Raw genomic sequence first — 25,247 nt, forward strand, 5'->3', positions numbered from 1 at the left:
TTGGCTCAACCCATAGGCCCCGGCGGGATAGGCCCGTCGGAGTGAAGGATATTCCATGTTCAATACCAAGAAAGTGGCCATCGAGTGGGGCGGCAAGACGCTGACCCTCGAAACCGGCAAGGTGGCCCGTCAGGCCGACGGCGCGGTGATCGCGACGCTGGGCGAGACGGTGGTGCTGTGCGCCGTGACGGCCGCGAAGAATGTGAAGGAAGGGCAGGACTTCTTCCCGCTGACCGTTCACTATCAGGAAAAGTTCTCGTCGGCGGGCCGTATCCCCGGCGGTTTCTTCAAGCGCGAGCGTGGTGCGACCGAGCGTGAGACGCTGATCAGCCGCCTGATCGACCGTCCGATCCGCCCGCTGTTCCCCGAAGGTTTCTACAACGAGATCAACTGCATCTGCCAAGTGCTCTCCTATGACGGCGAGAACGAGCCCGACATCCTGGCGCTGGTCGCCGCGTCGGCCGCGCTCACCATCTCGGGCGTGCCCTTCATGGGCCCGATCGGCGCCGCGCGCGTCGGTTATGTCGATGGCGAGTATCAGCTGAACCCGACCGACGCCGAGGCGCTGGCCGGTGACCTGGACCTGGTCGTCGCCGCCACCCACAATGCGGTGATGATGGTCGAGTCGGAAGCCAAGGAGCTTTCCGAAGAGGTCATGCTGGGCGCGGTCATGTTTGCGCACAAGGCGTCGCAGCAGATCATCGACGCGATCATCGATCTCGCCGAGCAGGCCGCCAAGGACCCGTGGGAGCTGAAGGTCGGCGACGACCAGAAGACCGTGAAGGCCGAGCTGAAGAAGCTGGTCGGCAAGGACATCACCGCCGCCTATAAGCTGACCGACAAGCAGGCGCGCCAGACCGCGCTGGGCGAGGCCCGCGCCAAGGCGAAGGCCGCCATGGCCGAGCGCACCCCGCAGGAGCAGCTCGTCGCCGCCAAGCTCGTCAAGAAGCTGGAAGCCGAGATCGTCCGCACCGCGATCCTGAAGGACGGCCGCCGCATCGACGGTCGCTCGACCACGCAGATTCGCCCGATCGAGGCCGAGGTTCACTTCCTGCCGCGTTCGCACGGCTCGGCGCTGTTCACCCGCGGCGAGACCCAGACGATCGCGACCACGACGCTGGGCACCCGCGATGCCGAGCAGATGATCGACGGTCTGAACGGCCTGTCGTACCAGCACTTCATGCTGCACTATAACTTCCCGCCCTATTCGGTCGGCGAAGTGGGCCGCTTCGGCGCGCCGGGCCGTCGCGAGATCGGCCATGGCAAGCTGGCCTGGCGCGCGCTGCACCCGGTGCTGCCGTCGAAGGAGGAATTCCCCTACACCATCCGCGTGACCAGCGACATCACCGAGTCGAACGGCTCGTCGTCGATGGCCACCGTCTGCGGCGGCTCGCTGTCGCTGATGGATGCGGGCGTTCCGCTGAAGCGTCCGGTCTCGGGCATCGCCATGGGCCTGATCCTGGAAGGCAAGGACTTCGCGGTCCTGTCCGACATCCTGGGTGACGAAGATCACCTGGGCGACATGGACTTCAAGGTCGCCGGCACCTCCGAGGGCATCACCTCGCTCCAGATGGACATCAAGATCGCCGGTATCACCGAGGAGATCATGAAGGTCGCGCTGGCGCAGGCCAAGGAAGGCCGCGCGCACATCCTGGGCGAGATGAACAAGGCGCTGGGCGAGACCCGCACCGAGCTCTCGGCCCATGCCCCGCGCATCGAGACGATGACGATCGACAAGTCGAAGATCCGCGACGTGATCGGCACCGGCGGCAAGGTGATCCGCGAGATCGTCGCGACGACCGGCGCCAAGGTCGACATCGACGACGAGGGCGTGATCAAGATCAGCTCGTCGGACGGTGCGCAGATCGAAGCCGCGATGAACTGGATCAAGGGCATCGTCGAAGAGGCCGAGGTCGGCAAGATCTACAACGGCAAGGTCGTCAACCTGGTCGATTTCGGTGCGTTCGTGAACTTCATGGGCGGCAAGGACGGTCTGGTCCACGTCTCGGAGATCAAGAACGAGCGCGTCGAGAAGGTCTCGGACGTCCTGACCGAAGGCCAGGAAGTCAAGGTCAAGGTCCTCGAGATCGATCCGCGCGGCAAGGTCCGCCTGTCGATGCGCGTCGTCGACCAGGAAACCGGTGCCGAGCTGGAGGACAATCGTCCGGCCCGCGAACCGCGTGAACCGCGCGGTGACCGTGGTCCGCGCGGTGACCGTGAAGGCGGTCGCGGTCCGCGCCGTGACGGTGGCGACCGTGGTGGTGAGCGCGGTGGCGAAGGCCGCAGCGGTCCGCGTCGCGACCGTGGCGACCGTCCCCGTCGCGAAGGCGGCGAGCAGGGCGGTTCGTCCGAATTCGCCGCTCCGGCCTTCCTGACCGGCGATCGCGACTGATCCTTATCTTCGGATGACGGACAAGGGCTCGGGGGAAACCCCGGGCCCTTTTTCGTTGGGAGCGTCCCGTGGCCTTCGACTTCGCTCAGGCTGAACGGCGGTCGAGAATGGGCCTGGACACCAAAAACCCTTCAGCCCGAGCGAATTCGAAGGCCACGCCCCGACCCCCGCCGCGTGCGTCCCGGAGTCAAGATTCCCGTCCGAAAGTTAGCCTGCTACCACCACCCCGACGAACGCCGGGGGAGTCCCGCAGGAGCGGAAGCGCCCGCGCCGGACCCGCGCGATGGCGGTCAGGCCGGGTCTTTCGCCCCCTCATGCGCGCTATAGCCTAGCCGGGCATGGCCCTGCACTGGCCCTGCCACATCGGCGACCAGATAGAGCGGGCGCCGCTTCGATTCGATATAGAGCCGCCCCAGATATTCGCCGATCATGCCCAGCACGAACATCTGCACCGCGCCCAGAATGACGGTGACCAACATGGTCGAGGTCCAGCCCTGCACCGCCGTCCCCGTCAGCCACCCGATCGCGATATAGACCAGCAGCAACAGCGAGGCCGCCGTCAGCGCCAGGCCGATATGGCTGGCCCAGCGAAGCGGCGCGGTCGAGAAACCGGTCACCGCGTCGAAGGCGAGCGCGATCATCTTGCCCAGCGGATAATGGGTCTCGCCCGCATGGCGCTCGGCGCGGTCATAGGGGAAGGGGACCTGGCGGAAGCCGACCCAGGCGACCATGCCGCGAATGAAGCGCGCCTGTTCGGGCAGCGACTGCAACGCGTCGAGCGCACGGCGGCTCATCAGGCGGAAATCGCCGGTGTCGAGCGGGATCGGCGTGTCGGTCAGCCGGTCGAGCATCCGGTAGAAGATCGCCGCCGTCGCCTTTTTGAACAATGTCTCGCCCGCCCGCTTGCGGCGCACGGCATAGACCACGTCCGCCCCCTGCGCCGCCATCGTCGCGCGCATGTCTGTCAGGAGTTCGGGCGGGTCCTGAAGATCGGCGTCGATGATCAGGATCTGCTCGCCCGCGCACAGGTCGAGACCCGCAGTCAGCGCCAGCTGGTGGCCGTGGTTGCGCGACAGGTTGATCGCGACCAGATGCGGATCGGCGGCGGCGAGCCGCTGCATCACCGGCCAGCTATCGTCGCGCGAGCCGTCGTTGATCAGGACGATCTCATAATCCTCGCCCACCGCCGCACGCGCTGCGCCGGAGATACGGGCGTGCAGCACGTCCAGGCATGCGGCTTCGTTATAGCAGGGGACGACAACGGACAGGGCAGGGCGCTTCATGACGCCGCCGGTTTAGCGGCGTCGAGCGCGTCCGTCACCCATTCACGACCAGCTTGACCAAACGACCCGGCATCAGCGCTTGTTCCGAATCGAGCCCGTTCAGCGTCACGAACCGCTCGCGCTTGTAATCGGGAAAGGCCATGCGCGCCGACAGGCTGTCGATCGTGTCGCCCTGGCGGACGGTGACGATGCTGATCTTCTTGCCACGAATGCCATTGGCTTCGGCGGTCGAGAGCGGCGCGACGGAGGCGAGCAGCGGCTGGAAAGGCCCGATGCCGCTGCCAGCGGGGGTGACCAGCGTGAAGGTATAGGTCGCGGCGGGGAAGCGATAGGCGACCACCGTCGCATCCACCGCGCGATTATTGGCGGCGGCGCGGGTCGTCACATAGGCATAGGGGATGCCGTTGGCCGTCCCGTTCTGCAACTGGCCAGAGGGGGTGCCGGTGCCGAGCTGGCGGAAACGCTGCGTGATCGCCTGGCCCAGATCGCTGCCTTGCCCGAGGCGCATCTCCGCCTGTCCGCCCTGGCCGACGATGGTCACGGCATCACTGCCATTGGCGATGGCATAGCCGCTGGGCGCGGTGAACTTCAGCTTGAGGCCGGGATGGCGGAAGGTCTGGCCGTCGATAATGCCTTCCTTGGGATCGTCGCCGTAAGGCATGCCGTCGAGCATCCGCAGGAATGCCGTGTCCTGGGGCGGCGTAGTCTCCGGGCGGCCGGTTTGCTGTGCAAGCGAAGCGGCGCGGCGGACCCGGTCGGCGCTGTTGGGATGGGTCGAGGCCCAGGTCGGAATGGCGTTGGCGTCCTTGCCGGATGTGCGCGCCGCGAGGTTGCTCGACGCGGCCAGCGAGGCGAGCATGTCGGCCGAGGCATAGGGATCATATCCCGCGGCGGTCATGTAGCGGATGCCGAGGCCGTCGGCCTGATATTCCTGATCGCGGCCATATTTCAGCGTGTAGAGCTGCGCGCCGGTGCCCACCAACTGGGTGGCGATATTGCTGCCGGTCAGCAGCCCCGCGCCCGCCGCCAGGATCGAGCCGATGGTCGAGCGGGTATTGCGGCTTTGCGAATGGCGCGCGGCGACATGGCCGACCTCATGGCCCAGCACCGAGGCGAGTTCGGCCTCGGAATTCATCAGCGCGAGAAGCTGTCGGGTGACATAGATATAGCCGCCGGGAATGGCGAAGGCGTTCTCGACCGGCGAGTTCAGCGTCGTGACGGTGAAGTCGCCCTGCGCGTTCGACAGGCCGGACTGGACTGCGACCCGCTTTCCAACCCGCTCGACGAACGCGGCCTGCGGGCCGGTGTAGCGGCCGCCATATTGCTTCACGAGTTCCGGGTTGGCCTGTGCCCCCTGCGCCTTGTCCGAGGCGGAGATGGCGCGCGTCGTCTGGGCAACGACGGGGGTGGCGACGAGCGCGAGCATGGCGGCGGCGGTGACGAAACGCATGTTAAGGCTCCCCTGTTCGGGGTCTCCAAAGCGCAGGCGCGTCGGGGGTTCCAGCTTTTTGTTACGCAGGCGTCATCCGGGTGTCAGGAAATCCAATGCCGCATCGTTCCCCGGCGAAGGCCGGGGTCCAGTTTCCCCGCGGCCAAAGGCGCGCGAAACGATGCGTGGGAGGCAAACGCCCCGCGTTCTCGATCATTCACCCCTACTGGGCCCCGGCCTTCGCCGGGGAACGAAGAAGATTTAGTTCGCGCAGAGGCGCGGAGGACGCAGAGGGGGTTCGTTCAACCACCTTGGCGACGGTCATCATGCAGCGTCGAAGATAACAGGACGCGCTTTCCGCGCGCCGGACCTCTCTGCGTTCTCCGCGCCTCCGCGCGAACCTAAACCCGCTCGACCGAACTCACCACATCCGCCGCGCGCAGGGCCGCGATCAGGCGCATCAGATGTTGCAGGTCATGCACCTCCACATCGATCAGGTTCGTATGGAAGCGCGTGTCGCGGGTATCCAGCCGGACGTTGATGATGTTCGCCTTATGCTGGCCGATGATCGTCGCCAGGATGCCCAGCGCGCCGGGTTCGTTCTTGACCATCACCGAGATGCGCGCGGTCGCGCCCTCACTGTCGTCGCCCCAGGACACGTCGACCCAGTCGGTTTCCTCGTCGGTCCGATCCGCCAATTCGGCCAGCACCGGGCACTGGATGGCGTGCACCTCGATCCCCGCATCGGGGCGGCGCAGGCCCACGATGCGGTCGCCGGGCACCGGGTGACAGCATTGCGCGAGGTCATAGGCGACGCCCGGGGTCAGCCCCTTGATCGAGATCGCGCTCGACTGCGGCGGCAGGGCGACGACATCCGCGCCCGCCGATCCGGGCATCAGTGCCTCCATCACCGCCGCGTCGGACACGGTACGCCTGGCGATCGCGATCATCAGATGCGCCTCGTCGGGCATCTTCAGCCGTTGCAGCGCATGGGTCAGCGCATCCGGCCCGATCTGGGCGGGCAGGCGGCGGACGATGTCCTCGTACAGCTTGGTGCCCAGCGTCACCTGCTCGGCGCGCTCGGCATGGCGCAGGTGACGGCGGATCGCGGCCAGCGCCTTGCCGGTGATCGCCAGGTTCAGCCAGTTAGCCTGCGGCGTCTGTCCGGCCGAGCGCAATATCTGCACTTGGTCGCCATTGGAGATGACGGTCGATAGCGGCACCACGCGGCCGTTGAGCTTGGCCCCGACCGCCTGGTCGCCCAGATCGGTATGGACGGCATAGGCGAAGTCGATCGGCGTCGCGCCCTTGGGCAACTGGATCAGCTCGCCCTTGGGGGTGAAGGCGAAGATGCGATCCTGGTACATCGCCATCTTCGTATGTTCGATCAGCTCCTCGGGGCTGTCCGAGGTGTCGAGGATTTCGACCAGGTCGCGAATCCAGCTGACCTGCGCATCATGGCGCGTCGCCTGTTTATAGGTCCAGTGCGCCGCCAGACCGAAATCGGCCTCGGCATGCATTTCCGGCGTGCGGATCTGGATTTCGATACGCGCATTGTCGGCATGGATGACGCTGGTGTGCAGCGATCGGTATCCGTTGCGCTTCGGCGTCGAGATATAATCCTTGAACCGCCCCGGCACCATCGGCCAGCGGCGATGGATCAGCCCCAGAGCGCGGTAGCAATCCTCCTCGGTCGGCACGATCGCGCGAAAGGCCATGACGTCGGACAGTTGTTCGAAGCTGATGTGCCGCTCGTTCATCTTGCGGAAGATCGAGAAGGCGGACTTCTCACGCCCCGTCACCTCGGCCTCGACGCCACCGCGCGACATGAGGAGTTTCAGGCCCGACGCGATCCGAGAAATCCGGTCGCCGCCACCCTCCTTCATCTGGGCGAGGCGCAGCGTGATCGACTCATACGCCTCGGGTTCGAGTTGCTGGAAGGCGAGCATCTGCATCTCCTTCATGAACTCGTACATGCCGATCCGCTCGGCGAGCGGGGCGTAGATGTCCATCGTCTCCTTCGCGATGCGGCGGCGTTTCTCCGGCTTCGCGATGTGATGGAGGGTGCGCATATTGTGGAGGCGATCGGCCAGCTTCACCAAGAGGACGCGGATATCGTCCGACATGGCGAGCAGGAACTTGCGCAGATTTTCGGCGGCGCGCTCGCTTTCGGTCTGCGCCTCGATCTTGGACAGCTTGGTGACGCCGTCGACCAGCCGCGCGACATTGGGGCCGAAGAGTCGTTCGATCTCCTCATAGGTCGCGACCGTATCCTCGATCGTGTCGTGCAGGATGGCGGTGGCGATCGTCTCGTCATCCAGATGGATGTCGGTCAGGATGCCGGCCACCTCGATCGGATGGCTGAAATAGGGATCGCCAGAGGCACGTTTCTGGCTGCCATGCGCCTTCATCGAGAAGACATAGGCGCGGTTCAACAGCGCCTCATCGGCCTGGGGGTCATAGTCGAGCACGCGGTCGACGAGTTCATACTGGCGGAGCACGAAATCAGATTTGCGGGGTAGGGGTACGCATTGCAAGATTTTTGATGCGATCAGGGTGATCGGATGATTTGTTGGGTTGAGGGCCACCGGCCTCAGTCTCCCATCGCCTCCGCCGCCAGAGCCTCCGCCTCGATCAACAGGTCGTCGTCCGCGCTCCCCGTCGCCACGCGCTCGCGCCCGATCAGCACCAGCACCGGCACGGCGAGCGGGCTCACCCGCTCCAGATCGACATGCAGCATCGTGCCGCCCGCCCGGTCGAGCAAATTCGCCAGTCGCCCCACATCGGTCATCCGCGCGCGGGCATCGTCCCATGCCGCCTGAAGCAGCAGATGGCCAGGCTCGTACTTGCGCAGCACGTCGTAGATCAGGTCGGTCGAAAAGGTCACCTGCCGCCCGGTCTTGCGCTTGCCGGGATGCTGGCGGTCGACCAGCCCGCCGATCACCGCCACCTCGCGAAAGGCGCGCTTGAGGAGGTGCGATTGCTGCACCCAGTCGACGAACTCGTTTTCGAGGATGTCGGGGGAGAAGAGGCTCGCCGGATCGGTCACCTTTTCCAGCCCGTAACAGGCCAGCGCATAGTCGCTGGCGACGAAGCCCAGCGGTTTCAGCCCCTGCGCCTCCATCCGCCTTGTGACGAGCATCCCCAGCGACTGGTGCGCGTTCCACCCCTCGAAGCTGTAGGCCACCATGTAATGCCGCCCCTCGCGCGGGAAGGTCTCGACCAGCAACTGGCCGGGGCGGGGCAGGACCGAGCGGCGATCCTGCATCTCCAGCCAGGCATGCACGTCCGCTGGGAAGCGATCCCACTCGCCCCGGTCGGCGAGAAACTCCCGCACTCGGTCGGCGAGGCTGGTCGACAGCGGCATCCGGCTGCCGCCATAGGTCGGGATGCGCGCAGGGCGGGAGGTAGCGCGGACGATCAAATCCTCGCCATCGATCGATTCCACCTCCAGGCTCAATCCGGCGAAGAAGAAGGTGTCGCCGGGTGCCAGGGTCGCGGCGAAACCCTCCTCGACTCGACCGAGCTGGCGGCCGTTGCGGAAGCGGACCTTCAGCATCGTCGCTTCCACGATGATCCCGGCGTTCAGCCGGTGCTGAGCGACGAACTGTGGATGGGTGACGCGCCACGTCCCGTCCGGCTGCTGCACCAGCCGCTTGAACCGGTCATAGGCGCGCAAGGCATAGCCGCCGTCGGCGATGAAGCGCAGCACCCGGTCGAACGTCGCATTGTCCAACGCCGAATAGGGCATGGCCGAACGAATTTCGTCGAGCAGCGCGCCCTGCTCGAACGGTGCGGCACAGGCGCAGGCCATGACATGCTGCGCCAGCACGTCGAGCGCGCCGGGGCGGAAGAGGTCGGGGTCCAGCTCGCCCGCCTCCACCGCGTCGAGCGCGGCGCGCGCCTCCAGATATTCGAAGCGGTTGCCGGGGACCAGGATCGCGCGGCTCGATTCGTCCAGCCGGTGATTGGCGCGACCGATGCGTTGCAGGAGGCGCGACGAGCCCTTGGGCGCGCCCATCTGGATCACGCAATCGACATCGCCCCAGTCGACGCCCAGGTCGAGGCTGGCGGTCGCGACCAGCGCGCGGAGTTGCCCATCGGCCATCGCCGCCTCGACCTTCTGGCGGGCTTCCAGGGACAGCGAGCCGTGATGGACGCCGATCGGCAGGCTCTTGTCGTTCGCCTTCCACAGATCCTGGAAGATCAGCTCGGCCAGGCTGCGCGTGTTGCAGAAGACGATGGTCGTCCGGTTCGCCTCGATGACGCGCATGACCTGCGCGGCGGCATAGCGGCCCGAATGGCCCGCCCAGGGGACGCGGTCCTCGGGCAGCAGAATGGAGATGTCCGGCGGTGCGCCGGGTTCGCCGGTGACGAGGCCGACCGCGTCGATATCGCCATCGGGGGCGAGCCAGGCGCGATAGCCGTCCGGGTCCGCCACCGTCGCCGACAGCGCGACCCGTCGCAGACCGGGCGATAGCCGCTGCAACCGCGCCATGCACAAGGACAGCAGGTCGCCGCGCTTGCCGGTGGCAAAGGCATGGACCTCGTCCACCACGATGGTCTTCAGCCCGGCGAACATCGTTTCGGCATCGGGATAGCTGAGCAGCAGCGACAGCGATTCCGGCGTGGTCAGCAATATCTGCGGCGGCTTCACCCGCTGCCGTGCCTTCTTGTCCGACGAGGTGTCACCGGTCCGCGTCTCGACCCGGATGTCGAGGCCCATTTCCTCGATCGGGGTCACGAGGTTGCGGCGAATGTCGACCGCCAGCGCCTTGAGCGGCGAGACGTAGAGGGTGTGCAGCCCCTCGCTCGGCTGCGCGATCAACTCGGTCAGGGTTGGCAGGAACCCCGCCAGCGTCTTGCCCGCGCCCGTGGTCGCGACCAGCAGCGCGTGGCGGCCTGCGCGGGCTTCCTCCAGCATCGCCAGCTGATGGGTGCGCGGGTGCCAGCCCTTGGCGGCGAACCAGTCGGTCAGGGCGGGCGGAAGGGAACCGGGAGGCATATCCAAGGATATAGGTAGCATGGCCAAGCTCGGCGACTGGATACAGCCCCATAAACATGGGATTTACGTGGCCCCCGCCAATGTGTGGGTCGATCCCTCCGAACCCGAGCCACGCGCGCTCGTGACCCATGGCCATGCCGACCATGCACGCGGCGGGCATGGCACCGTCTGGGCGACGCCGGAGACGTTGGCGATCATGGAGGCGCGCTATGGCCCGCAGACCGGCGTGCCGGTCGGGTATGGCGAGACGATCCGGTTGGGTGACGTGGAGGTGAGTTTCGTCCCCGCCGGGCATGTGCTGGGATCGGCGCAGATCGTGCTCGACTATCGGGGCGAGCGGGTGGTGGTGTCGGGCGATTACAAGCGCCGCGCCGATCCGACCTGTGCCGCCTTCGAGCCGGTGAAATGCGACGTGTTCGTCACCGAGGCGACCTTCGCGCTGCCCGTCTTTCGCCACCCCGAAACGGGCGACGAGATCGACAAGCTGATCGCGCGGCTCCACGCCAATCCGACGCGCTGCGTGCTGGTCGGCGCCTATGCGCTGGGCAAGGCGCAACGGGTGATCGCCGAACTCCGCGTGCGGGGGCATGAGGCGCCCATTTATCTCCACGGTGCGCTGGCGCGGCTATGTGCACTCTATCAGGAATTGGGCGTCGATCTGGGCGAGCTCCGCATGGTGGCCGACACGCCCAAGGCGGAGATGGCGGGGCATGTCGTGATGTGCCCGCCGGGGGCGCTCAACGATCGCTGGTCGCGGCGACTGCCCGATCCGATCACCGCCATGGCCAGCGGCTGGATGCGGGTGCGCCAGCGCGCGCGGCAGAAGAATGTCGAGCTGCCGCTGATCCTGTCCGACCATGCCGATTGGGATGAGCTGACGACCACGCTGACCGAGATCGCGCCGCGCGAGGTGTGGGTGACGCATGGGCGCGAGGAGGCCTTGGTCCACTGGTGCGAGACGCGGCAGATGAAGGCGCGAGCCTTGGCCTTGGTGGGGTTCGAGGATGAGGATGATTGAGATGGCGTAGCGTGGCCTTCGACTTCGCTCAGGCTGAACGGAGATTTGTCCCTTAACCCCGTTCAGGCTGAGCGAAGTCGAAGCCCACGCCCCACCTTCACACCAATGCCAATGGCCGCGCCGGTTCCGCCACCGCCGACCCCGGTACGGCGAAAACACCCTTCTTCGCCAGCCTTTCGCCCGGCCGCACCTTCGCCGTCTGCATCGCCAGCCACGGTGCCAGCAACAGCCCCAAGGTCACCGGTGACAGCCACGCCCCTAGCATCGGGTTCAAAAACGACACGCCGAGCAGAACCACACCCACCCCCAGATGCCAGCGATAGCGCGGCATCGCGTCCGCCGCCGCCAGCCCGTCGCGCACCCGGCTTTGCGGGTTCCAGCCGGACGGCTTGCCGCGCACGATGTTGATCAGGTCGATCGTCTGGGTCAGCGCGATGGCGGGTGCGGTCAGGATCGACAACGGCACGTCGAGCGCCACCGATGCGAAAATGCCCCGTGCGCCGCCATAGCTCGCCCGCCGGTCGCGGTCCGTCACGGCCCAGATGATGCTGAGGATCTTCGGCCCGAACAACAGGACCAACGTCACCACCAGTACCTGGGTCGAGGTGACCGCGCGTACCGTCGCGGCATCATCGGACAGGCTTTGCGTGATCGAGGTGGCGATCAGGATCAACCAGGCGGGCGACATCAGATAGGCGAGCGCGCCGATGAACAGTTGCAACCGGCTGATCCAATGAAAACCGCTCGATCCCAGTAGCTTGAGATGCTGGGTATTGCCCTGCGCCCAGCGCCGGTCGCGCACCGCCTGGTCGATCAGCGTGGGGGGGAATTCCTCGAAACTGTCCTCGACCATCAGCATGTGGAGCCGCCACCCGCGCCGCCGCAGCAGCGCGGCCTCGACCATGTCATGGCTCATGATCGTGCCGCCAAAGGGCGGGCGTCCGGGCAGGTCGGGCAGGCCGCAGCTTTCGGCAAAGGCCTGAATGCGGATCAGCGCATTATGCCCCCAGAAGGTCGATTCGGACCCCGACCACCAGACGAGGCCCGCCGTCGAAATCGGCCCGTAGAAACGGCTGGCGAACTGCATCCAGCGCTGGAAGAAGGTCGTCGCGCCGATGATCATCGGTACGGTCTGGAGGAGCGCGATGGAGGGGCGCTGCTCCATGATCTGCGCCATGCCGACGATGGTATCACCGCCCATCAGGCTGTCGGCGTCGAGCATCAGCATGAAGTCGTAGGCCGCACCCTGGTTGCGGATCCAGTCGGCGACATTGCCGGGCTTGCGGCCGACATTCTCGGTCCGGCGGCGATAATAGAGCGGCACGCGCAGCCGGGGGGCGAGGCTGGCCCAGGCGGCGCGTTCCTCCGCTTCCGCCGCCTCGCCCGAATCGGACAGGACGAAAAAGGCGAAGCGGTCGGCGGCGCCGGCGCGGTCGATCATGACCGCCATCCGCGCGATCCGGTCGAAGACGGCGTCGACATCCTCGTTATGCACCGGCACCAGCACCGCTGTGCGCGCGGTCAGCGGCGATCCGTGGCGCGGGGCCGCCACGATGCCGGGATGCGCGCGCGAGATCAGCAGGACGAACCCGATCGCCGCCGTCACGAAGCCGAACGAAATCCAGGCGAAAAGCGGAAAGAACAGCAGCAGCAACACACCGTCGAGCAGGCTGAACCCGTCACTGAGCAACGCTTCCTTGACCGAGGCGGAGGCGGCGGTGGCGAGCAGTCCGGTCAGCAGCACGAGCAGCAGACGCCGCGTCAATATGTCGTCGGGCGCCAGATTGACCCCGGCGCGCGGTTCGGGCGCATCATGGGGCGGGGGCGGGCCGTCGAACCGCTGGACTACCATGGTCAGCGGGGCCGGCGGCGGCATCATGGCGCGCGAGTCGGTCATAGCAGGAAGACAGGGGCCAGCACCGTCTCGGTCAGCGCCTTGCTGCCGCGCTTCAGGAACAGGCGGACATCGGCGGGACCTTGCCCTTCGGGCGCGATGTCGGCGGTGATTCGCCAGCGATTGACCTGCCCGACCACTGGATAGGCGGCCTGGGTCAGCAGCTTGCCGCGCGTGACGGACATATCGGCGGTGACGCCGCTTTGCCGGTCCAGCCCCGCCAGTGCCGGGCCGACGAAATCGACCACCAGCTTGCGTGCGCCGGGCGTGGGTTCCGCTCCGGGCCGCCCAGCGGCGCCGGTCCACTGGTCGACCGCATGGGCGACGGCGGGCACCAAGGTCGGGTCGGTCGACCCCCAGCTCAACCGGTAATCGAACTGCCGCTTCTGGCCCGCCCTGGGCGCGTCGGCGGGGTTCCAGAAGGCGACGATATTGTCGACCGTCTCCGACGCGGTGGGAAAGGCGTAGAGCATCACCTGGCCCCGGCCCCAATCCCCCTGCGGCTGGACCCACAAATTGGCGCGGCGGTCGTAAAAGGCCCCGTCGTCCTGATAATGGTCGAAGTCGCGGTCGCGCTGGAGCAGGCCGAAGCCGCGCGGATTGGTGTCGGCGAAGCTGTCCAACGTCGGGCGCGGCGGGTTGACCAAAGGCCGCCACAGCCGCTCGCCCGCGCCGGTGAGGAGCGCGAGGCCGTCCGAATCGTGAATCTCGGGTCGCCAGTCGCTGCCCGCCGCGCGATTGCCTTCGCCGTACCAGAACATGCTGGTCGCGGGCGCGATGCCCAGCCGCTCGACATCGCGGCGGAAGAACAGCACGGCCGACACCCGCTGCTCGACCCCGGTCGCGCCCTTTTGCGACTCGATCCTGTAGGCGCCGGTCACGCTCGGCCCGTCGAGCAGCGCATGGACGGTATAGGCCTGCGCGCCCGTCCGCTCGATCCAGAAGTCGGTAAAGGCGGGAAATTCCTCGCGCCCGTCGATGCCGGTATCGATCGCGATGCCGCGCGCCGACAGGCCATATTGGTCCTGCGCGCCCGCCGTCCGGAAATAGGACGCGCCCTGAAAGGCCAGCCAGTCGCTCTTGCCGTCCGCCGTCATCGCCCGGAAGCCGGCAATGCCGAGTGGCGGCGCATGGCCCGCCTCGGCAGTGAACAGGCCAGGCGAAAAGGGCACGGCGCGCGCCTGGCCATTCTCGACGATGTTGATCCCCACCGGATGGGGCGCATAGCGACCCAGCGGGAACAGCCGGATTCCCCCGGCCAGTGTCCGGTCGTCGCGATAGCGGATCGTCCCGACCGCGTCATAGTCGATCGCGGCAGCGGCCTCGATCTTGGCCTGCGAGCGATAGGGCTGGCGGGCCAGTGCTTCGGCCTGCGACTGGAGCGCGGACCAGGAAAAGGGCTTGGGTGTGCTCATCTTCGCCCCGCCCGAAGCGACCTGCGCGGCGGCACGGGCCGCCCATGCGGGGGACAGGCCCAATAGGGCAAAGGCCGCGACCAGCTCTCGACGATTGGCGTGGATCATCGGTTCCAGCATCTCCTGCGATGGACGGGCAATCCCCCGTGGCTGCGCCAAGTCCGACCCGTTGTGCAACGCAACACGCGACGATCGGTTGCCAGAACGCCACCAGATGTTTCCAGGCATACGGTATAATATATTTGACGGTTGCCGGTTTTCAGGTAGAAATAATACCATAAACCAAAGAGGGGCTCCCACATGAACGTAAATTACAGGCGGCTGGCCTGTTCAGCCGGCGCGATTGCGATTGCGCTGCTGTCGGTTTCGCCGGTTCTGGCACAGACGGCACCTGGTGCCGCCAGGGATGATACGGTCGATTGCGTACCGGCGCCGGACAGGCCCTGTCCGCCCGATGCCACCCCATCGTCGGGCGACTCCAATGCTTCGGGCGGTGATGCGATCGTCGTCACCGGCACGCGTCTCCAGCGTCCCAGCCTGACCAGCAACAGCCCGCTGACCGTCGTCGACGCCGCCGAGATCCGCTATCAGGGCGCGGTCCAGGTCGAGAACGTATTGAACCGCCTGCCGCAGGTGACCCCGGACGCAAACGAGAACGCCTCGAACGGCTCGGACGGTACCGCGCGCGTGAACCTGCGTAACCTGGGCAGCAACCGCAACCTGGTGCTGATCAACGGACAGCGCATGCTGCCGGTGCAGGCCAACGACCTGAACTTCATCCCCTCCGCGCTGGTCAAGCGGATCGACGTGGTGACCGGCGGTGCTTCGGCCGTTTATGGTTCCGACGCGATTTCGGGCGTGGTCAACTTCATCCTGCGCGACGATCTGGAAGGCGTGCGGACCGACATCCAGTACGGCTTCGCCCAGCATCAGAACGACAATGCGTTCGCCCGCCGCATCCAGAGCCAGGCCAATTACCGCCTCGCCAATCGCAACGTGCTCGACGGGCAGAAGCTGGACGTCAACGTCGCCTTCGGCACCAACTTCCCCGACAATCGCGGCAATGTGACCGCCTATTTCGGCTATCGCGACACCAAGCCGGTTCTGCAGGGCAATCGCGACGTGTCGTCCTGCGCGTTCGATCCCGATGGCGCGGGCAACTCGACGCTGATCTGCGGCGGGTCGAGCAACAATCAATATGGTCTGTTCGACCCCATCACCGGCCCGAACGCCGATACCGGCCGGTTCAACAACACGCGGGACGGCAACCGGACCTGGGTGCCCTACGACTCCAGCTTCCGCTATAACTACGCGCCGCTGAACTATTTCCAGCGCAACGACACGCGCTACACCGCCGGTGCCTTTGCGCATTACGAGATCACGCCGTCGGTCGAAGCCTATGGCAGCGTGATGTTCATGGACGACCACACCAATTCGCAGGTCGCCCCGTCCGCGCTGTTCCAGGGCTATACCTACTCGGTCAACTGCGACAATCCGTTCCTCAGTGCGCAGCAGGGCAATATCCTGTGCGGATCGGCCTATGGCACCAGCGCCACGCAGCAGCTTTACATCGGCTATCGCCCGGTGGCGGGCAACGCCCGTCCGCGTCGTGACGATCTGCGCCATACCGATTACCGCTTCTCGGGCGGCGTGCGCGGCGAGATCGCGCCGGGCATCCGCTATGACGCCAACGCGCTGTTCTCGACGGTTCTCTACAACGAGACCTATGAGAACGACATCGACCCCACCCGCGCCAATCGCGGTATCCAGGTGGTCAACGTCAACGGCACCCCGACCTGCAAGTCGGTGGTCGATGGCAGCGACCCGCAGTGCGTTCCGCTCGACATCTTCCGCTACAACGGCATTTCGGACGCGGCGTTCAGCTATATCTACGCACCGACCTCGACCCGCGGCGTCGACAAGGAAACGGTGCTGAGCGGCAATATCAGCGCGGATCTGGGCACCTATGGCGTCAAGTCGCCCTGGTCGGACGACGGCATCGGTGTCGTGCTCGGTATCGAGCATCGCTATGAAAGCCTGGAGTTCAAGGCCGACGCGCTGGCGCTGCAAAAGGGGACGAAGGAGACCCAGGGCCGCTTCGACGTGAACGAGCTGTTCGCCGAAATCGAAGTGCCGCTGATCCAGAATCGCCCCTTCTTCAAGGAGCTGTCGCTGAACGCGGGCTATCGCGGATCGGATTACAGCAACCTGTCCAAGATCGTCTCGACCTATAAGGCCGAGCTGTCCTGGGCGCCGAGCAGCGATATCCGCCTGCGCGGCAGCTATAACCGCGCGATCCGCGCCGCCAACGTCTCGGAATTGTTCGGCCCGCAGTTCAACGGCAATGTCAGCGCTCAGGACCCCTGCGCCACCGCGACGCCGACCGCGACCTTCGCCCAGTGCGCCCGTACCGGCGTGACCCAGGCGCAATATGGCCGCATCACCGACTGCCCGGCGGAAACCTGCACCGCGCAGTTCGGCGGCAATCCGGCGCTCAAGCCCGAGACGGCGGATACCTTCACCGCCGGTCTGGTGCTGACGCCCAGCTTCCTGCGACGGCTGTCCTTCTCGGTCGACTATTTCGACATCAAGGTGCGCGACTATATCGGATCGATCTCGGTCAACCAGACGATCAGCCAGTGCATCGCGACCGGCAATCCCTTCTTCTGCAACCTGTTCAAGCGTGATCCGCGCGGCGGCATCATCTTCGGCGACCAGGGCTATATCGTCTCGACGACGCAGAATACCGGTTCGCTGCGCACCTCGGGCGTGGACTTCGGCCTGGCCTATTCCCAGCCGCTCGGAGCGGTGGGGTCGCTGGCGATCGACTTCCAGGGCACCTGGAACCGCAAGCTGGTGAACGAGCCGGTACCGGGCCTGGGTTCCTATGACTGCGTCGGCTATTTCGGCCCCGTTTGCGGACAGCCGACGCCCGAATGGCGGCACCAGTCGCGCTTCACCTGGACCGACGCGTCGAAGGTGGGGACCATTTCGCTCAACTGGCGCTATATCGGCGCGACGAACCTGACCAACAATTCGTCCGACCCGAACCTGACCGGCACGCCGTCCATTTTCAACAGCCGGATCAAGGCGTACAGCTATTTCGATCTGGCGGCGACCGCCAAGGTGCAGGACGGCATCACCTTCCGCGCCGGTGTGAACAACCTGCTCGACAAGGACCCGCCGATCATCGCGCAGGGCCTGTTGTCCTCCTTCGGCAACGGCAACACCTATCCGGGCATGTACGACGCGGTTGGCCGGTCGGTGTTCATCGGCCTGACGGCGGAATTCTAAGGAAGGAGAGGGGGTGGCCGGAGCGCCGCCCCCGATCCGGTCCGACCATGCGACCCCAGCCTGCCCCGTCCGGTTCACGCCGGGCGGGGTCTTTTTGTGTCAGGGACGACGCTCCACCCGCCGGGTGATGAGGTGGCAGCGGTTCGGTCCGGTGGCTTACGCCTCGTCCAGCAACCTGGTCGCCTCCGCCCCGGCCCAGTCGAAGCCGCCGGTGACGCGCCAGATTTCCTTGCCGTCCGCGCCATACAGGATCGTGGTCGGCAGGTTCGCCTTGTAATGGACGCTCAGGGACAGCTTGGGATCGAGATAGATGGGCAGCGCGTCCAGCGATTTGCCCGCCAGGAACGGCTTGACCTTGGCCGCGTCGTCCTGCGCCACCGCGATCACCGCGACCTTGCCCTTCAGACGTGCCGCGGTGGCGGCAAGCGTCGGCATTTCCGCCACGCATGGCCCGCACCAGGTCGCCCACAGGTTCATCAGCACCGGCTTGCCCCGAAAATCGGCCAGCGTCGCCGGCTTGCCGTCAAGGGTGGTGAAGCCGAGCGTCGGTGCCGCGTCGCCCTTATGGCTGCGGTCGACCGCGCCGGCGGGCTTGGGGGCTTCGGGTGAGGAGGAGGCGACTTCGCCGCCAGTCACTTCGCCACCGGTCACTTCGCCGCTCGAAACTTCACCGCTAGAGGTGTTGGCGGCTTGCTCCGGGGCGGGGCTTTGCTTATCGCACCCGGCGACCATCAGCCCCAGGAGACAGGCGATCACGGTACGCGACGACATGGGCGGCTCCAACGCAATGTGGGGCGGGCGCTTCGCAGAAGGTCCCGCCGCGGTGATGCGCGAGATAAACGCGTCCATTCCCTTCGACAAGCGATTGTGGAAACAGGACATCGCCGGGTCGAAAGCGCATGTCGCCATGCTGGGCAAACAGGGCATCGTGTCGGCAGAGGACGCCGCGACGATTTCCGCCGGGCTGGACCAAGTCGCCGAGGATTATGCCGCGAACGGCGTGGCCGAGGATCTGACCCTCGAAGACATCCATATGCAGACCGAGGCGAAGCTGGCCGCGCTGATCGGCCCGGTCGCGGGGCGGCTGCACACCGCACGGTCGCGCAACGACCAGGTGGCGACCGATTTCCGCCTGTGGGTGCGCGACGCGATCGACGAGACGCTGACCGCGCTCGGCGCGCTGCGTGAGGCGTTGCTGACTCGCGCCGAAGAGCATGCCGACAGCGTCATGCCGGGCTTCACGCACCTCCAGTCCGCGCAGCCGGTGACGCTGGGCCATCACCTGATGGCCTATCACGAGATGATCGTGCGCGACGCCAGCCGCTTTGCGGACGCGCGCGCGCGGATGAACCAGTGCCCGCTGGGCTCGGCGGCGCTGGCGGGGACGGGCTTCCCCGTCGACCGGCACATGACGGCGGCGGCGCTGGGCTTCGACGCACCGACGCGCAACTCGCTGGATGCGGTGAGCGACCGCGACTTCGCGATCGACTATCTCCAGGCAGCGACCAACTGCTCGCTGCACCTGTCGCGGCTTGCGGAAGAATTCGTGCTCTGGGCGTCGCAACCCTTCGGCTTCGTGGCGCTGTCCGACCAGTGGTCGACCGGCAGCTCGATCATGCCGCAGAAGCGCAACCCCGACGCGGCCGAGCTGGTGCGCGGCCATGCGGGACGGATCATGGGATGCATGACCAGCCTGATGGTCACGATGAAGGGCCTGCCGCTCGCCTATTCCAAGGACATGCAGGACGACAAGCCGCCGGTGTTCGAGGCACACGACCTGCTGGCGCTGTCGATCGCGGCGATGACCGGCATGATCCAGAGCGCCACCTTCCGCACGGAGCGGATGCGCGGCGTCGCGGAGGCGGGCTTCTCGACCGCGACCGATCTGGCCGACTGGCTGGTCCGGGTCGGCGGCATCCCCTTCCGCGAGGCGCATCACATCACCGGGCGCGCAGTGAAACTGGCCGAGGAGAAGGGCGTGATGTTGCACCAGCTGTCCATCGACGACCTGACCGGCATCGACGCGCGGATCGACGACAGCATCTATGACGTGCTGTCGGTCGATGCCTCGGTCGCCAGTCGGGTCAGCTTCGGCGGCACCGCGCCCGCCAATGTCCGCGCCGCCATCGCGACCGCGCGGGGCCTGCGGCCGTGAAGCCCGCACTCGCCCTGCTGGTGGCGCTGGCGCTGACCGGCTGTGGCGCGGCCAACCGGTTGCAGCCGGCCAAGGGCGAGAGCCTGCCCGTCGCGCCGCGCGGCGCCACCGCCACTCCGACGCCGCAGCAATTGCTGACGGCTACCCCTCAACAACGCCCGCAACGCTCCGACGAACTGATGACCCAGTCGCAGGATCGGCGTTCGGACGAATTCGATTTGCCCCCCCGCTGATGGACCATTTTCATTTCTCGAACGGCGAACTCCATGTGGAGGATGTGCCCGTGTCCCGGATCGCCGCCGAAGTCGGCACCCCGGTCTATATCTATTCCGCCTCCACCTTCCGTCGCCATGCACAGGTGTTCCGCGAAGGGCTGAGCGCCTTGCCGCGCGTCCATCTGGCCTATGCGATCAAGGCGAACCCGAACCTCGCCGTGCTGCGTGTCCTGGCGGATGAAGGCTATGGCGCGGACGTCGTCTCGGTCGGCGAGATGCGCCGGGCGCTGGCGGCGGGGATGAAGGCGGAGGACATCGTCTTCTCGGGCGTGGGCAAAACCCGCGCCGAGCTGATCGCCGCCCTGGAGGCCGGGATCGGCCAGTTCAACCTGGAGCTGGAGGAAGAGGGCGCGGTCCTCGCCGAGCTGGCGCATGAGCGCGGCCTCGTGGCCCCCGCCACGCTGCGGGTGAATCCGGACGTGGATGCCGGGACCCATGCCAAGATCTCGACGGGCCGCAAGGAGAACAAGTTCGGCGTGCCGATCGACCAGGCGCTCGGCATGTTCGACCGGCTGGCGGGCCTGCCCGGCATCGACCTGAAGGGTGTCGCCTGCCATATCGGCAGCCAGCTGGGCGACCTCGCGCCGCTGGAGGCCGCCTATAAGCGCGTCGGCGAGCTGGTCGCCGAGCTGCGCGGGGCGGGGCACCGGATCAGCCGCGTCGACCTGGGCGGCGGGCTGGGCGTGCCGTACAAGCCCGGCGACGTGATGCCCGCCCCCGCCGCTTATGGCGAGATGGTCGCGCGCGTCACGAAGGACTGGGATGTCGAGTTGATGTTCGAGCCGGGCCGGGTGATCGCGGGCAATGCGGGCGTGCTGGCGACCGAGGTCGTCTGGGTGAAGCCCGGCGTCGCCAACCCCTATGTCATCGTCGATGCGGCGATGAACGACCTGATGCGGCCCGCGCTGTATGACGCGCATCACGACTTTGTCGCGGTTCGCCCGACCGGCGAGACGATGATGGCGAATATCGCGGGGCCGGTGTGCGAGACGGGCGACACCTTCGGCATGAATCGCGAGATCGATGTGGTGAAGTCGGGCGACCTCGCCGTATTCCGCACCGCGGGGGCTTATGGCGCGACCATGGCGTCGACCTATAATAGCCGCCCGCTGGTGCCCGAGGTGATGGTGGAGGGCGACCGCTTCGCCGTCGTCGCCGACCGCATCGCCGCCGAGACGATCATCGCCGCCGAGCGCGTGCCGGAGTGGCTGAAGAAGTGACGCGCCGGGCGGGGTCGCCGTCTCAGCCTTCATCCCAGCGCAGGCTGGGATCTCTGGCGGCTTTCGGTGCCCCCGTCGCCATAGGCCCTAGCCTGCGCTGGGGCGACGGTACGGGGGCGGGGCGTTGAGTCTCGCCAGTCTGCCGCTGTTCGTCCGGCTGGGCGGGCGTCCGGTGATCCTGCTGGGCGAGGGTGAGCCCGCCGAGGCCAAGCGCCGCCTGCTCGACCGGGCGGGCGCGCAGGTGGTGGGCGAGGACGCCCAGGCCGCGCTCGCCATCGTCGCGATCGAGGATGAGGACGAAGCGCAAGCCGCGATCGCGCGGCTGAAGACACGCGGCGTGCTGGTCAACGCGGTCGATCGCCCGGCGGCGTGCGACTTCACCCTGCCCGCCATCGTCGAGCGGGGGCCGGTCATCGTGGCGATCGGCACCGGTGGCGTGTCGGCCGGGCTGGCGGCGGCCTTGCGCCAGCGATTGGAGGCCTTGTTGCCCGCTCGCCTGGGAGCGCTGGCGGAAGGGCTCTATGCCGCCCGTGCCGCCTTGCGCGCGCGGTTCCCGGACGGGGCGGAGCGGCGGCGCGCGATCGGGGCGGCGCTGTCGCCCGGCGGACCGCTCGATCCGTTGCGCGCGGAGGGCGATGTGTCCGACTGGCTGGCGGGGGCGGACCGGCCGACGGCGCGCTTCGAGGCGTTCGTGCTGACCTCGCCCGATCCCGACGATCTGACCCTTCGCCAGGCCCGCGCGCTGGCCGCTGCGGACCGGGTCTATCACCGCGCCGATGTTCCGCCCGCGATCCTCGATCGTGCCCGCGCCGATGCGGTGCGGATCGCCAGCGACGCCGCGCCCGCCGATCCGGGCGATGGGCAGGTGGTCGACCTGTCCATGGACCAGCGCGAGTGACCGGTTTCGCCTATCGCATCGACGGCGGCGAGGCGGCACGGGTCGATGTGCGCGAGGCCGTTTCGGTCGAGGCGCGGCTGGTCTGGGTGCATCTGGAAACCAACAGCGAGGCCGCACAAGCCTGGCTGCGCGACGAGGCGCATCTGTCGCATTATGTCGTCGATGCGCTGACCGCCACAGAGACGCGCCCCCGCTGCGAGGCGATGGGCGAGGGGGCGTTTCTCAACATGCGCGGACGAAGCAGCGAGCCGCTCGACAGTTCGGATCTGCTGGCCTCGGTGCGTATCTGGGCGGTCAGGGGCCGCGTCTATTCGGTCACCCGGCGCCCACTGATTGCGGTGGACGCGGTGCGCCAATGCGTCGAGCGGGGCGAGGTGAAGGATCCCGGCGACCTCATCACCGCCTTCGCCACCGCGATCACCAGCGACCTCGACCCCGATGTCGCCGCGCTGGGCGACGATCTGGACGATTGCGAGGAGCAGTTGGACGAGCACCGCGTGTTCCAGCTCCGCCGTACGGTCAGCCGGGTGCGCGTCGCCGCGATCGGATATCGCCGATTCCTCAATCCGCAGCGCGCGGCGCTGGAAAAGCTGGCGGCGCTGCCGGGCGACTGGCTGGCCGATGACGACCGGCTGCATCTATCGGCCGCCGCCGATCGTGCGGCGCGCATGGCCGAGGAACTGGAGTCGATCCGCGAACGCTCCGCGCTGATCCACGAAACGCTGACCGATCTGCGCGCCGAACAGATCGACAATCGCGCGCTGGTCATCTCGATCGTGGCGATGGTGTTCCTGCCGCTGACCTTCATCACCGGCCTATATGGGATGAACGTCAAGAACCTGCCCTATGCCGAGGAGCCGTGGGCGTTCGATGCGATTCTGGGCGCCTGCGCGCTGATTTCGGCAGGGATCGTCATCTATTTCGTGCAGCGGCACTGGTTCCGGCGGTAAGACCACTGTCGAGCGACCTCACCGCGGATTTGGGGCGCGGTGGGCTCAGGACGCCGGCTTGGCCGTATTCATCTTGCGGACCGTCTCCCAGGCCTCGGCAATGTCGGCGATGTTGGTCGCCACGTCGCGGAACACCTGCGGATTCTGGTCGAGCGAGCCATCGACGATCTGCCGCCGCGCCCCGACATAGAGCTTGGCGAAGGTCCTCGATATGTCGCCGCCATGCTCGAAATCCAGGCCCGCCTCCAGGGCGAACAGGATCGCGGTGGCGCGCGTCACCCGCTCGCTCTTGCGCGCGAGCTGGCCATGTTCGGTCGCCCAGGCCGCCGACCGCAGCGCCGAGATGAGTTCTTCGTAGAGGAGCTGGACGAGCGCGGGGCCGTCCGCCATCGCGGTGCGGCCGACGACGTCGATCTGGCGATAGGTGGCGGCAGGATCGGCCAGCAGTCCGGTTGCATAGGCCATGTCAGCTGCTCTTCGTCCACATCTTGACCTGCTGGTCCATGAAATTCTGTATCGACTTGTAGCTCGATACGCGGGCGTTCATCGCGGAGAATTGCGCCGTCATCCGGTCCTGCGCGGCATTCTGATCGTCGCTCAAGTCGCTCTGGGCCAGCGTGTTGGCGCTTTGTGCCTCGCCCAATCGCTTGGAAGTCGCGCCCAGCCCGCTGATGGTGCTGGTCGCCGCCAGTTGGATCTTGTTCATCTGCGCCGACAGGCCGACGAGATTGTCGCCACTCGTCTGGAACATCTGCTCCACCGCGTCCGGATATTGCGCCATCACCTGCGCCAGCCGGACCGTATCGACCTTCAGCGTGCCGTCCTTCTGCGTACCCACCCCCAGGTCGGCCAGCGTCTTGGGCCCCGGCGAACTGTCGTCGCCGGGCACGATCTTGATGGTCGTCAGCCGGCCCAGCGACTGCGACAGCGTCCGCGCGGCCACATCGTTGCGCAGGTCACCCGTTTGCGGGTCCAGTTCCTTGTTGAGCTCGGCAATCTTGTCGTTGAAGGTCGCGACGAAGTCCGACACGATCGACGTCAGGGCGGCGGTCGGTCGCGTGCCCGTCAGCGAGACCGGATTGGTCGACACCGAGTTGAGCGTGATGTTCACGCCGCTGACCAGATCGCTGATCGCGTTGCTGGCGCGCTCCACGTTCACGCCGTCGACGGTCAGCTTGGCATTGGTCGCGGTCGATGTGGTGCGGGTGCCCGTCGCGTCGCCGCCGACATTCAGGCGCGACAGGCCCGCCGTATCGCCCTCGGTCGCCGTCACGGTGAAGCTGTTGGCGGCACCCGTCGCGCCGGTGAAGGACAGATAGGCCTTGCCATCGACATCGGTGATGACCGAGGCGGTGACGCCGGTCTTGGCGGCGTTGATCTTGGCGGCCACGTCGTCGATCGTCGGGCTGGTCCCGTCGTCGAACGTGATGTCGACCGCGGCGTTGGAGCCGACCTTGATCGACAGGCTGCCGGTGCCCATCGACGCCGTCCGGTCATAGCTGGTGCTCGTGACGCTGGTCTGTGCGGTGGCCAGCGCGTTGACGGTAATCGACTTGTTCAGCCCGGACAGCTTCGCGCCCGCCGCGGTCGTCACGCTGAACACCGCCGCATTGCTGCTGGTCGCCTGCGTCGCCAGCGTCCCGCCCTTGGTGAGCGTGGCGAGCGAGCTGGCGAAATCGGTGATCGAGCTCATGATCTTCGAGGTCGCCGAAATCTGCGTGGTCAGGGTCTCCGCCTTGGCCTTCAGCGCAGCGGTGCGGGCCGCGAACTGCGCCTGCACCAACGAGGGGACGAGCGAGGACAGGTCGATGCCGGAGCCGGTCTGAAGCGAGGTGAACAGCGCCTGCGCCGCGGTCTTGGTCGCGTCCGCGGTCGACTGGGTCGACGTGGTGCTGGCCGTCGTCGATGAGGTTGAGGATATGGTCGTCATCGACGGGACTCCGGCACGCGTTCGTCATCCTTAACGGCGGGGTGCCGGGAATATTTAACGATATGCGACCAGCCGATCGCGGCGGCGCG

17 protein-coding genes are annotated in these 25,247 nt (G+C 66.8%); 8 read left to right on the forward strand and 9 right to left on the reverse strand.

What is annotated here, in order from left to right:
* Positions 1-55 precede the first annotated feature (55 nt).
* Positions 56-2,392: a polyribonucleotide nucleotidyltransferase gene (pnp, locus tag NZL82_RS04285; RefSeq protein WP_261268526.1), complete on the forward strand. Its 2,337-nt coding sequence runs from the start codon at positions 56-58 to the stop codon at positions 2,390-2,392.
* A gap of 290 nt (positions 2,393-2,682) precedes the next feature.
* Here pnp and NZL82_RS04290 read toward each other — a convergent pair whose 3' ends face one another.
* The 4 genes from NZL82_RS04290 to NZL82_RS04305 all read right to left on the reverse strand — a co-directional run bounded on the left by NZL82_RS04290 (position 2,683) and on the right by NZL82_RS04305 (position 10,109).
* On the reverse strand, positions 2,683-3,675 hold the full coding sequence (locus tag NZL82_RS04290) for a glycosyltransferase family 2 protein (protein WP_261268527.1): 993 nt from the start codon (positions 3,673-3,675) through the stop codon (positions 2,683-2,685).
* 34 nt (positions 3,676-3,709) lie between these two features.
* Positions 3,710-5,125, reverse strand: a complete 1,416-nt coding sequence (locus NZL82_RS04295; protein ID WP_261268528.1) for a M48 family metalloprotease — start codon at positions 5,123-5,125, stop codon at positions 3,710-3,712.
* A 380-nt stretch (positions 5,126-5,505) separates the two neighbouring features.
* Positions 5,506-7,605, reverse strand: a complete 2,100-nt coding sequence (locus NZL82_RS04300; RefSeq protein WP_261268529.1) for a bifunctional (p)ppGpp synthetase/guanosine-3',5'-bis(diphosphate) 3'-pyrophosphohydrolase — start codon at positions 7,603-7,605, stop codon at positions 5,506-5,508.
* 92 nt (positions 7,606-7,697) lie between these two features.
* A complete protein-coding gene (locus NZL82_RS04305; RefSeq protein WP_261268530.1) occupies positions 7,698-10,109 on the reverse strand; it encodes a ligase-associated DNA damage response DEXH box helicase in 2,412 nt (803 codons plus the stop codon).
* Positions 10,110-10,128: 19 nt separating this feature from the next.
* Between NZL82_RS04305 and NZL82_RS04310 the strand changes: the two genes are divergently transcribed.
* Positions 10,129-11,127 (forward strand): ligase-associated DNA damage response exonuclease, encoded by a 999-nt coding sequence (locus tag NZL82_RS04310; protein WP_261268531.1) that lies wholly within the window; start codon positions 10,129-10,131, stop codon positions 11,125-11,127.
* Positions 11,128-11,224: 97 nt separating this feature from the next.
* Here NZL82_RS04310 and mdoH read toward each other — a convergent pair whose 3' ends face one another.
* Together mdoH and NZL82_RS04320 are read right to left on the reverse strand one after the other, a co-directional pair.
* Complete coding sequence (gene mdoH, locus NZL82_RS04315; protein WP_261268532.1) at positions 11,225-13,024, reverse strand: glucans biosynthesis glucosyltransferase MdoH; 1,800 nt, start codon at positions 13,022-13,024, stop codon at positions 11,225-11,227.
* Positions 13,021-14,556, reverse strand: coding sequence for a glucan biosynthesis protein (locus NZL82_RS04320; protein ID WP_261268533.1), 1,536 nt, complete (start codon positions 14,554-14,556; stop codon positions 13,021-13,023). The genes mdoH and NZL82_RS04320 overlap by 4 nt, the downstream gene beginning before the upstream one ends.
* A gap of 180 nt (positions 14,557-14,736) precedes the next feature.
* Between NZL82_RS04320 and NZL82_RS04325 the strand changes: the two genes are divergently transcribed.
* Positions 14,737-17,730: a TonB-dependent receptor domain-containing protein gene (locus NZL82_RS04325; RefSeq protein WP_261268534.1), complete on the forward strand. Its 2,994-nt coding sequence runs from the start codon at positions 14,737-14,739 to the stop codon at positions 17,728-17,730.
* A gap of 156 nt (positions 17,731-17,886) precedes the next feature.
* Here the strand turns inward: NZL82_RS04325 and NZL82_RS04330 are convergent, their stop codons facing one another.
* On the reverse strand, positions 17,887-18,501 hold the full coding sequence (locus NZL82_RS04330; RefSeq protein WP_261268535.1) for a TlpA disulfide reductase family protein: 615 nt from the start codon (positions 18,499-18,501) through the stop codon (positions 17,887-17,889).
* A 16-nt stretch (positions 18,502-18,517) separates the two neighbouring features.
* Here NZL82_RS04330 and argH point away from each other — a divergent pair, with 16 nt between their 5' ends.
* The 5 genes from argH (at position 18,518) to NZL82_RS04355 (ending at position 23,228) form a co-directional block, all read left to right on the forward strand.
* Positions 18,518-19,885 (forward strand): argininosuccinate lyase, encoded by a 1,368-nt coding sequence (argH, locus tag NZL82_RS04335; protein WP_261268659.1) that lies wholly within the window; start codon positions 18,518-18,520, stop codon positions 19,883-19,885.
* Positions 19,882-20,118, forward strand: a complete 237-nt coding sequence (locus NZL82_RS04340) for a hypothetical protein (RefSeq protein WP_042487426.1) — start codon at positions 19,882-19,884, stop codon at positions 20,116-20,118. The genes argH and NZL82_RS04340 overlap by 4 nt, the downstream gene beginning before the upstream one ends.
* On the forward strand, positions 20,118-21,380 hold the full coding sequence (gene lysA, locus NZL82_RS04345; protein ID WP_261268536.1) for a diaminopimelate decarboxylase: 1,263 nt from the start codon (positions 20,118-20,120) through the stop codon (positions 21,378-21,380). Before NZL82_RS04340 ends, lysA begins: the two co-directional genes overlap by 1 nt.
* A 124-nt stretch (positions 21,381-21,504) precedes the next feature.
* On the forward strand, positions 21,505-22,278 hold the full coding sequence (locus NZL82_RS04350) for a bifunctional precorrin-2 dehydrogenase/sirohydrochlorin ferrochelatase (RefSeq protein ID WP_261268537.1): 774 nt from the start codon (positions 21,505-21,507) through the stop codon (positions 22,276-22,278).
* Positions 22,275-23,228 (forward strand): zinc transporter ZntB, encoded by a 954-nt coding sequence (locus NZL82_RS04355; RefSeq protein ID WP_261268538.1) that lies wholly within the window; start codon positions 22,275-22,277, stop codon positions 23,226-23,228. Before NZL82_RS04350 ends, NZL82_RS04355 begins: the two co-directional genes overlap by 4 nt.
* A gap of 45 nt (positions 23,229-23,273) precedes the next feature.
* Here the strand turns inward: NZL82_RS04355 and NZL82_RS04360 are convergent, their stop codons facing one another.
* Positions 23,274-23,693, reverse strand: coding sequence for a flagellar protein FliS (locus NZL82_RS04360; protein ID WP_261268539.1), 420 nt, complete (start codon positions 23,691-23,693; stop codon positions 23,274-23,276).
* 1 nt (position 23,694) lies between these two features.
* Entirely contained in the window at positions 23,695-25,158 is a 1,464-nt protein-coding gene (gene fliD, locus NZL82_RS04365) for a flagellar filament capping protein FliD (RefSeq protein WP_261268540.1), read from the reverse strand.
* Positions 25,159-25,247 lie beyond the last annotated feature (89 nt).

This window comes from Sphingomonas sp. LC-1 (assembly GCF_025371035.1).
GTDB lineage: Bacteria > Pseudomonadota > Alphaproteobacteria > Sphingomonadales > Sphingomonadaceae > Sphingomonas > Sphingomonas sanguinis_E.

Coding starts and splice junctions, on each gene's coding strand:
- NZL82_RS04325 (WP_261268534.1), top strand. CDS start 14,737: ATGAACGTAAATTACAGGCGGCTGGCCTGTTCAGCCGGCGCGATTGCG.
- mdoH (WP_261268532.1), bottom strand. CDS start 13,024: ATGACCGACTCGCGCGCCATGATGCCGCCGCCGGCCCCGCTGACCATG.
- NZL82_RS04330 (WP_261268535.1), bottom strand. CDS start 18,501: ATGTCGTCGCGTACCGTGATCGCCTGTCTCCTGGGGCTGATGGTCGCC.
- NZL82_RS04320 (WP_261268533.1), bottom strand. CDS start 14,556: ATGCTGGAACCGATGATCCACGCCAATCGTCGAGAGCTGGTCGCGGCC.
- argH (WP_261268659.1), top strand. CDS start 18,518: ATGTGGGGCGGGCGCTTCGCAGAAGGTCCCGCCGCGGTGATGCGCGAG.
- NZL82_RS04360 (WP_261268539.1), bottom strand. CDS start 23,693: ATGGCCTATGCAACCGGACTGCTGGCCGATCCTGCCGCCACCTATCGC.
- pnp (WP_261268526.1), top strand. CDS start 56: ATGTTCAATACCAAGAAAGTGGCCATCGAGTGGGGCGGCAAGACGCTG.
- NZL82_RS04310 (WP_261268531.1), top strand. CDS start 10,129: ATGGCCAAGCTCGGCGACTGGATACAGCCCCATAAACATGGGATTTAC.
- NZL82_RS04295 (WP_261268528.1), bottom strand. CDS start 5,125: ATGCGTTTCGTCACCGCCGCCGCCATGCTCGCGCTCGTCGCCACCCCC.
- NZL82_RS04290 (WP_261268527.1), bottom strand. CDS start 3,675: ATGAAGCGCCCTGCCCTGTCCGTTGTCGTCCCCTGCTATAACGAAGCC.
- NZL82_RS04305 (WP_261268530.1), bottom strand. CDS start 10,109: ATGCCTCCCGGTTCCCTTCCGCCCGCCCTGACCGACTGGTTCGCCGCC.
- lysA (WP_261268536.1), top strand. CDS start 20,118: ATGGACCATTTTCATTTCTCGAACGGCGAACTCCATGTGGAGGATGTG.
- fliD (WP_261268540.1), bottom strand. CDS start 25,158: ATGACGACCATATCCTCAACCTCATCGACGACGGCCAGCACCACGTCG.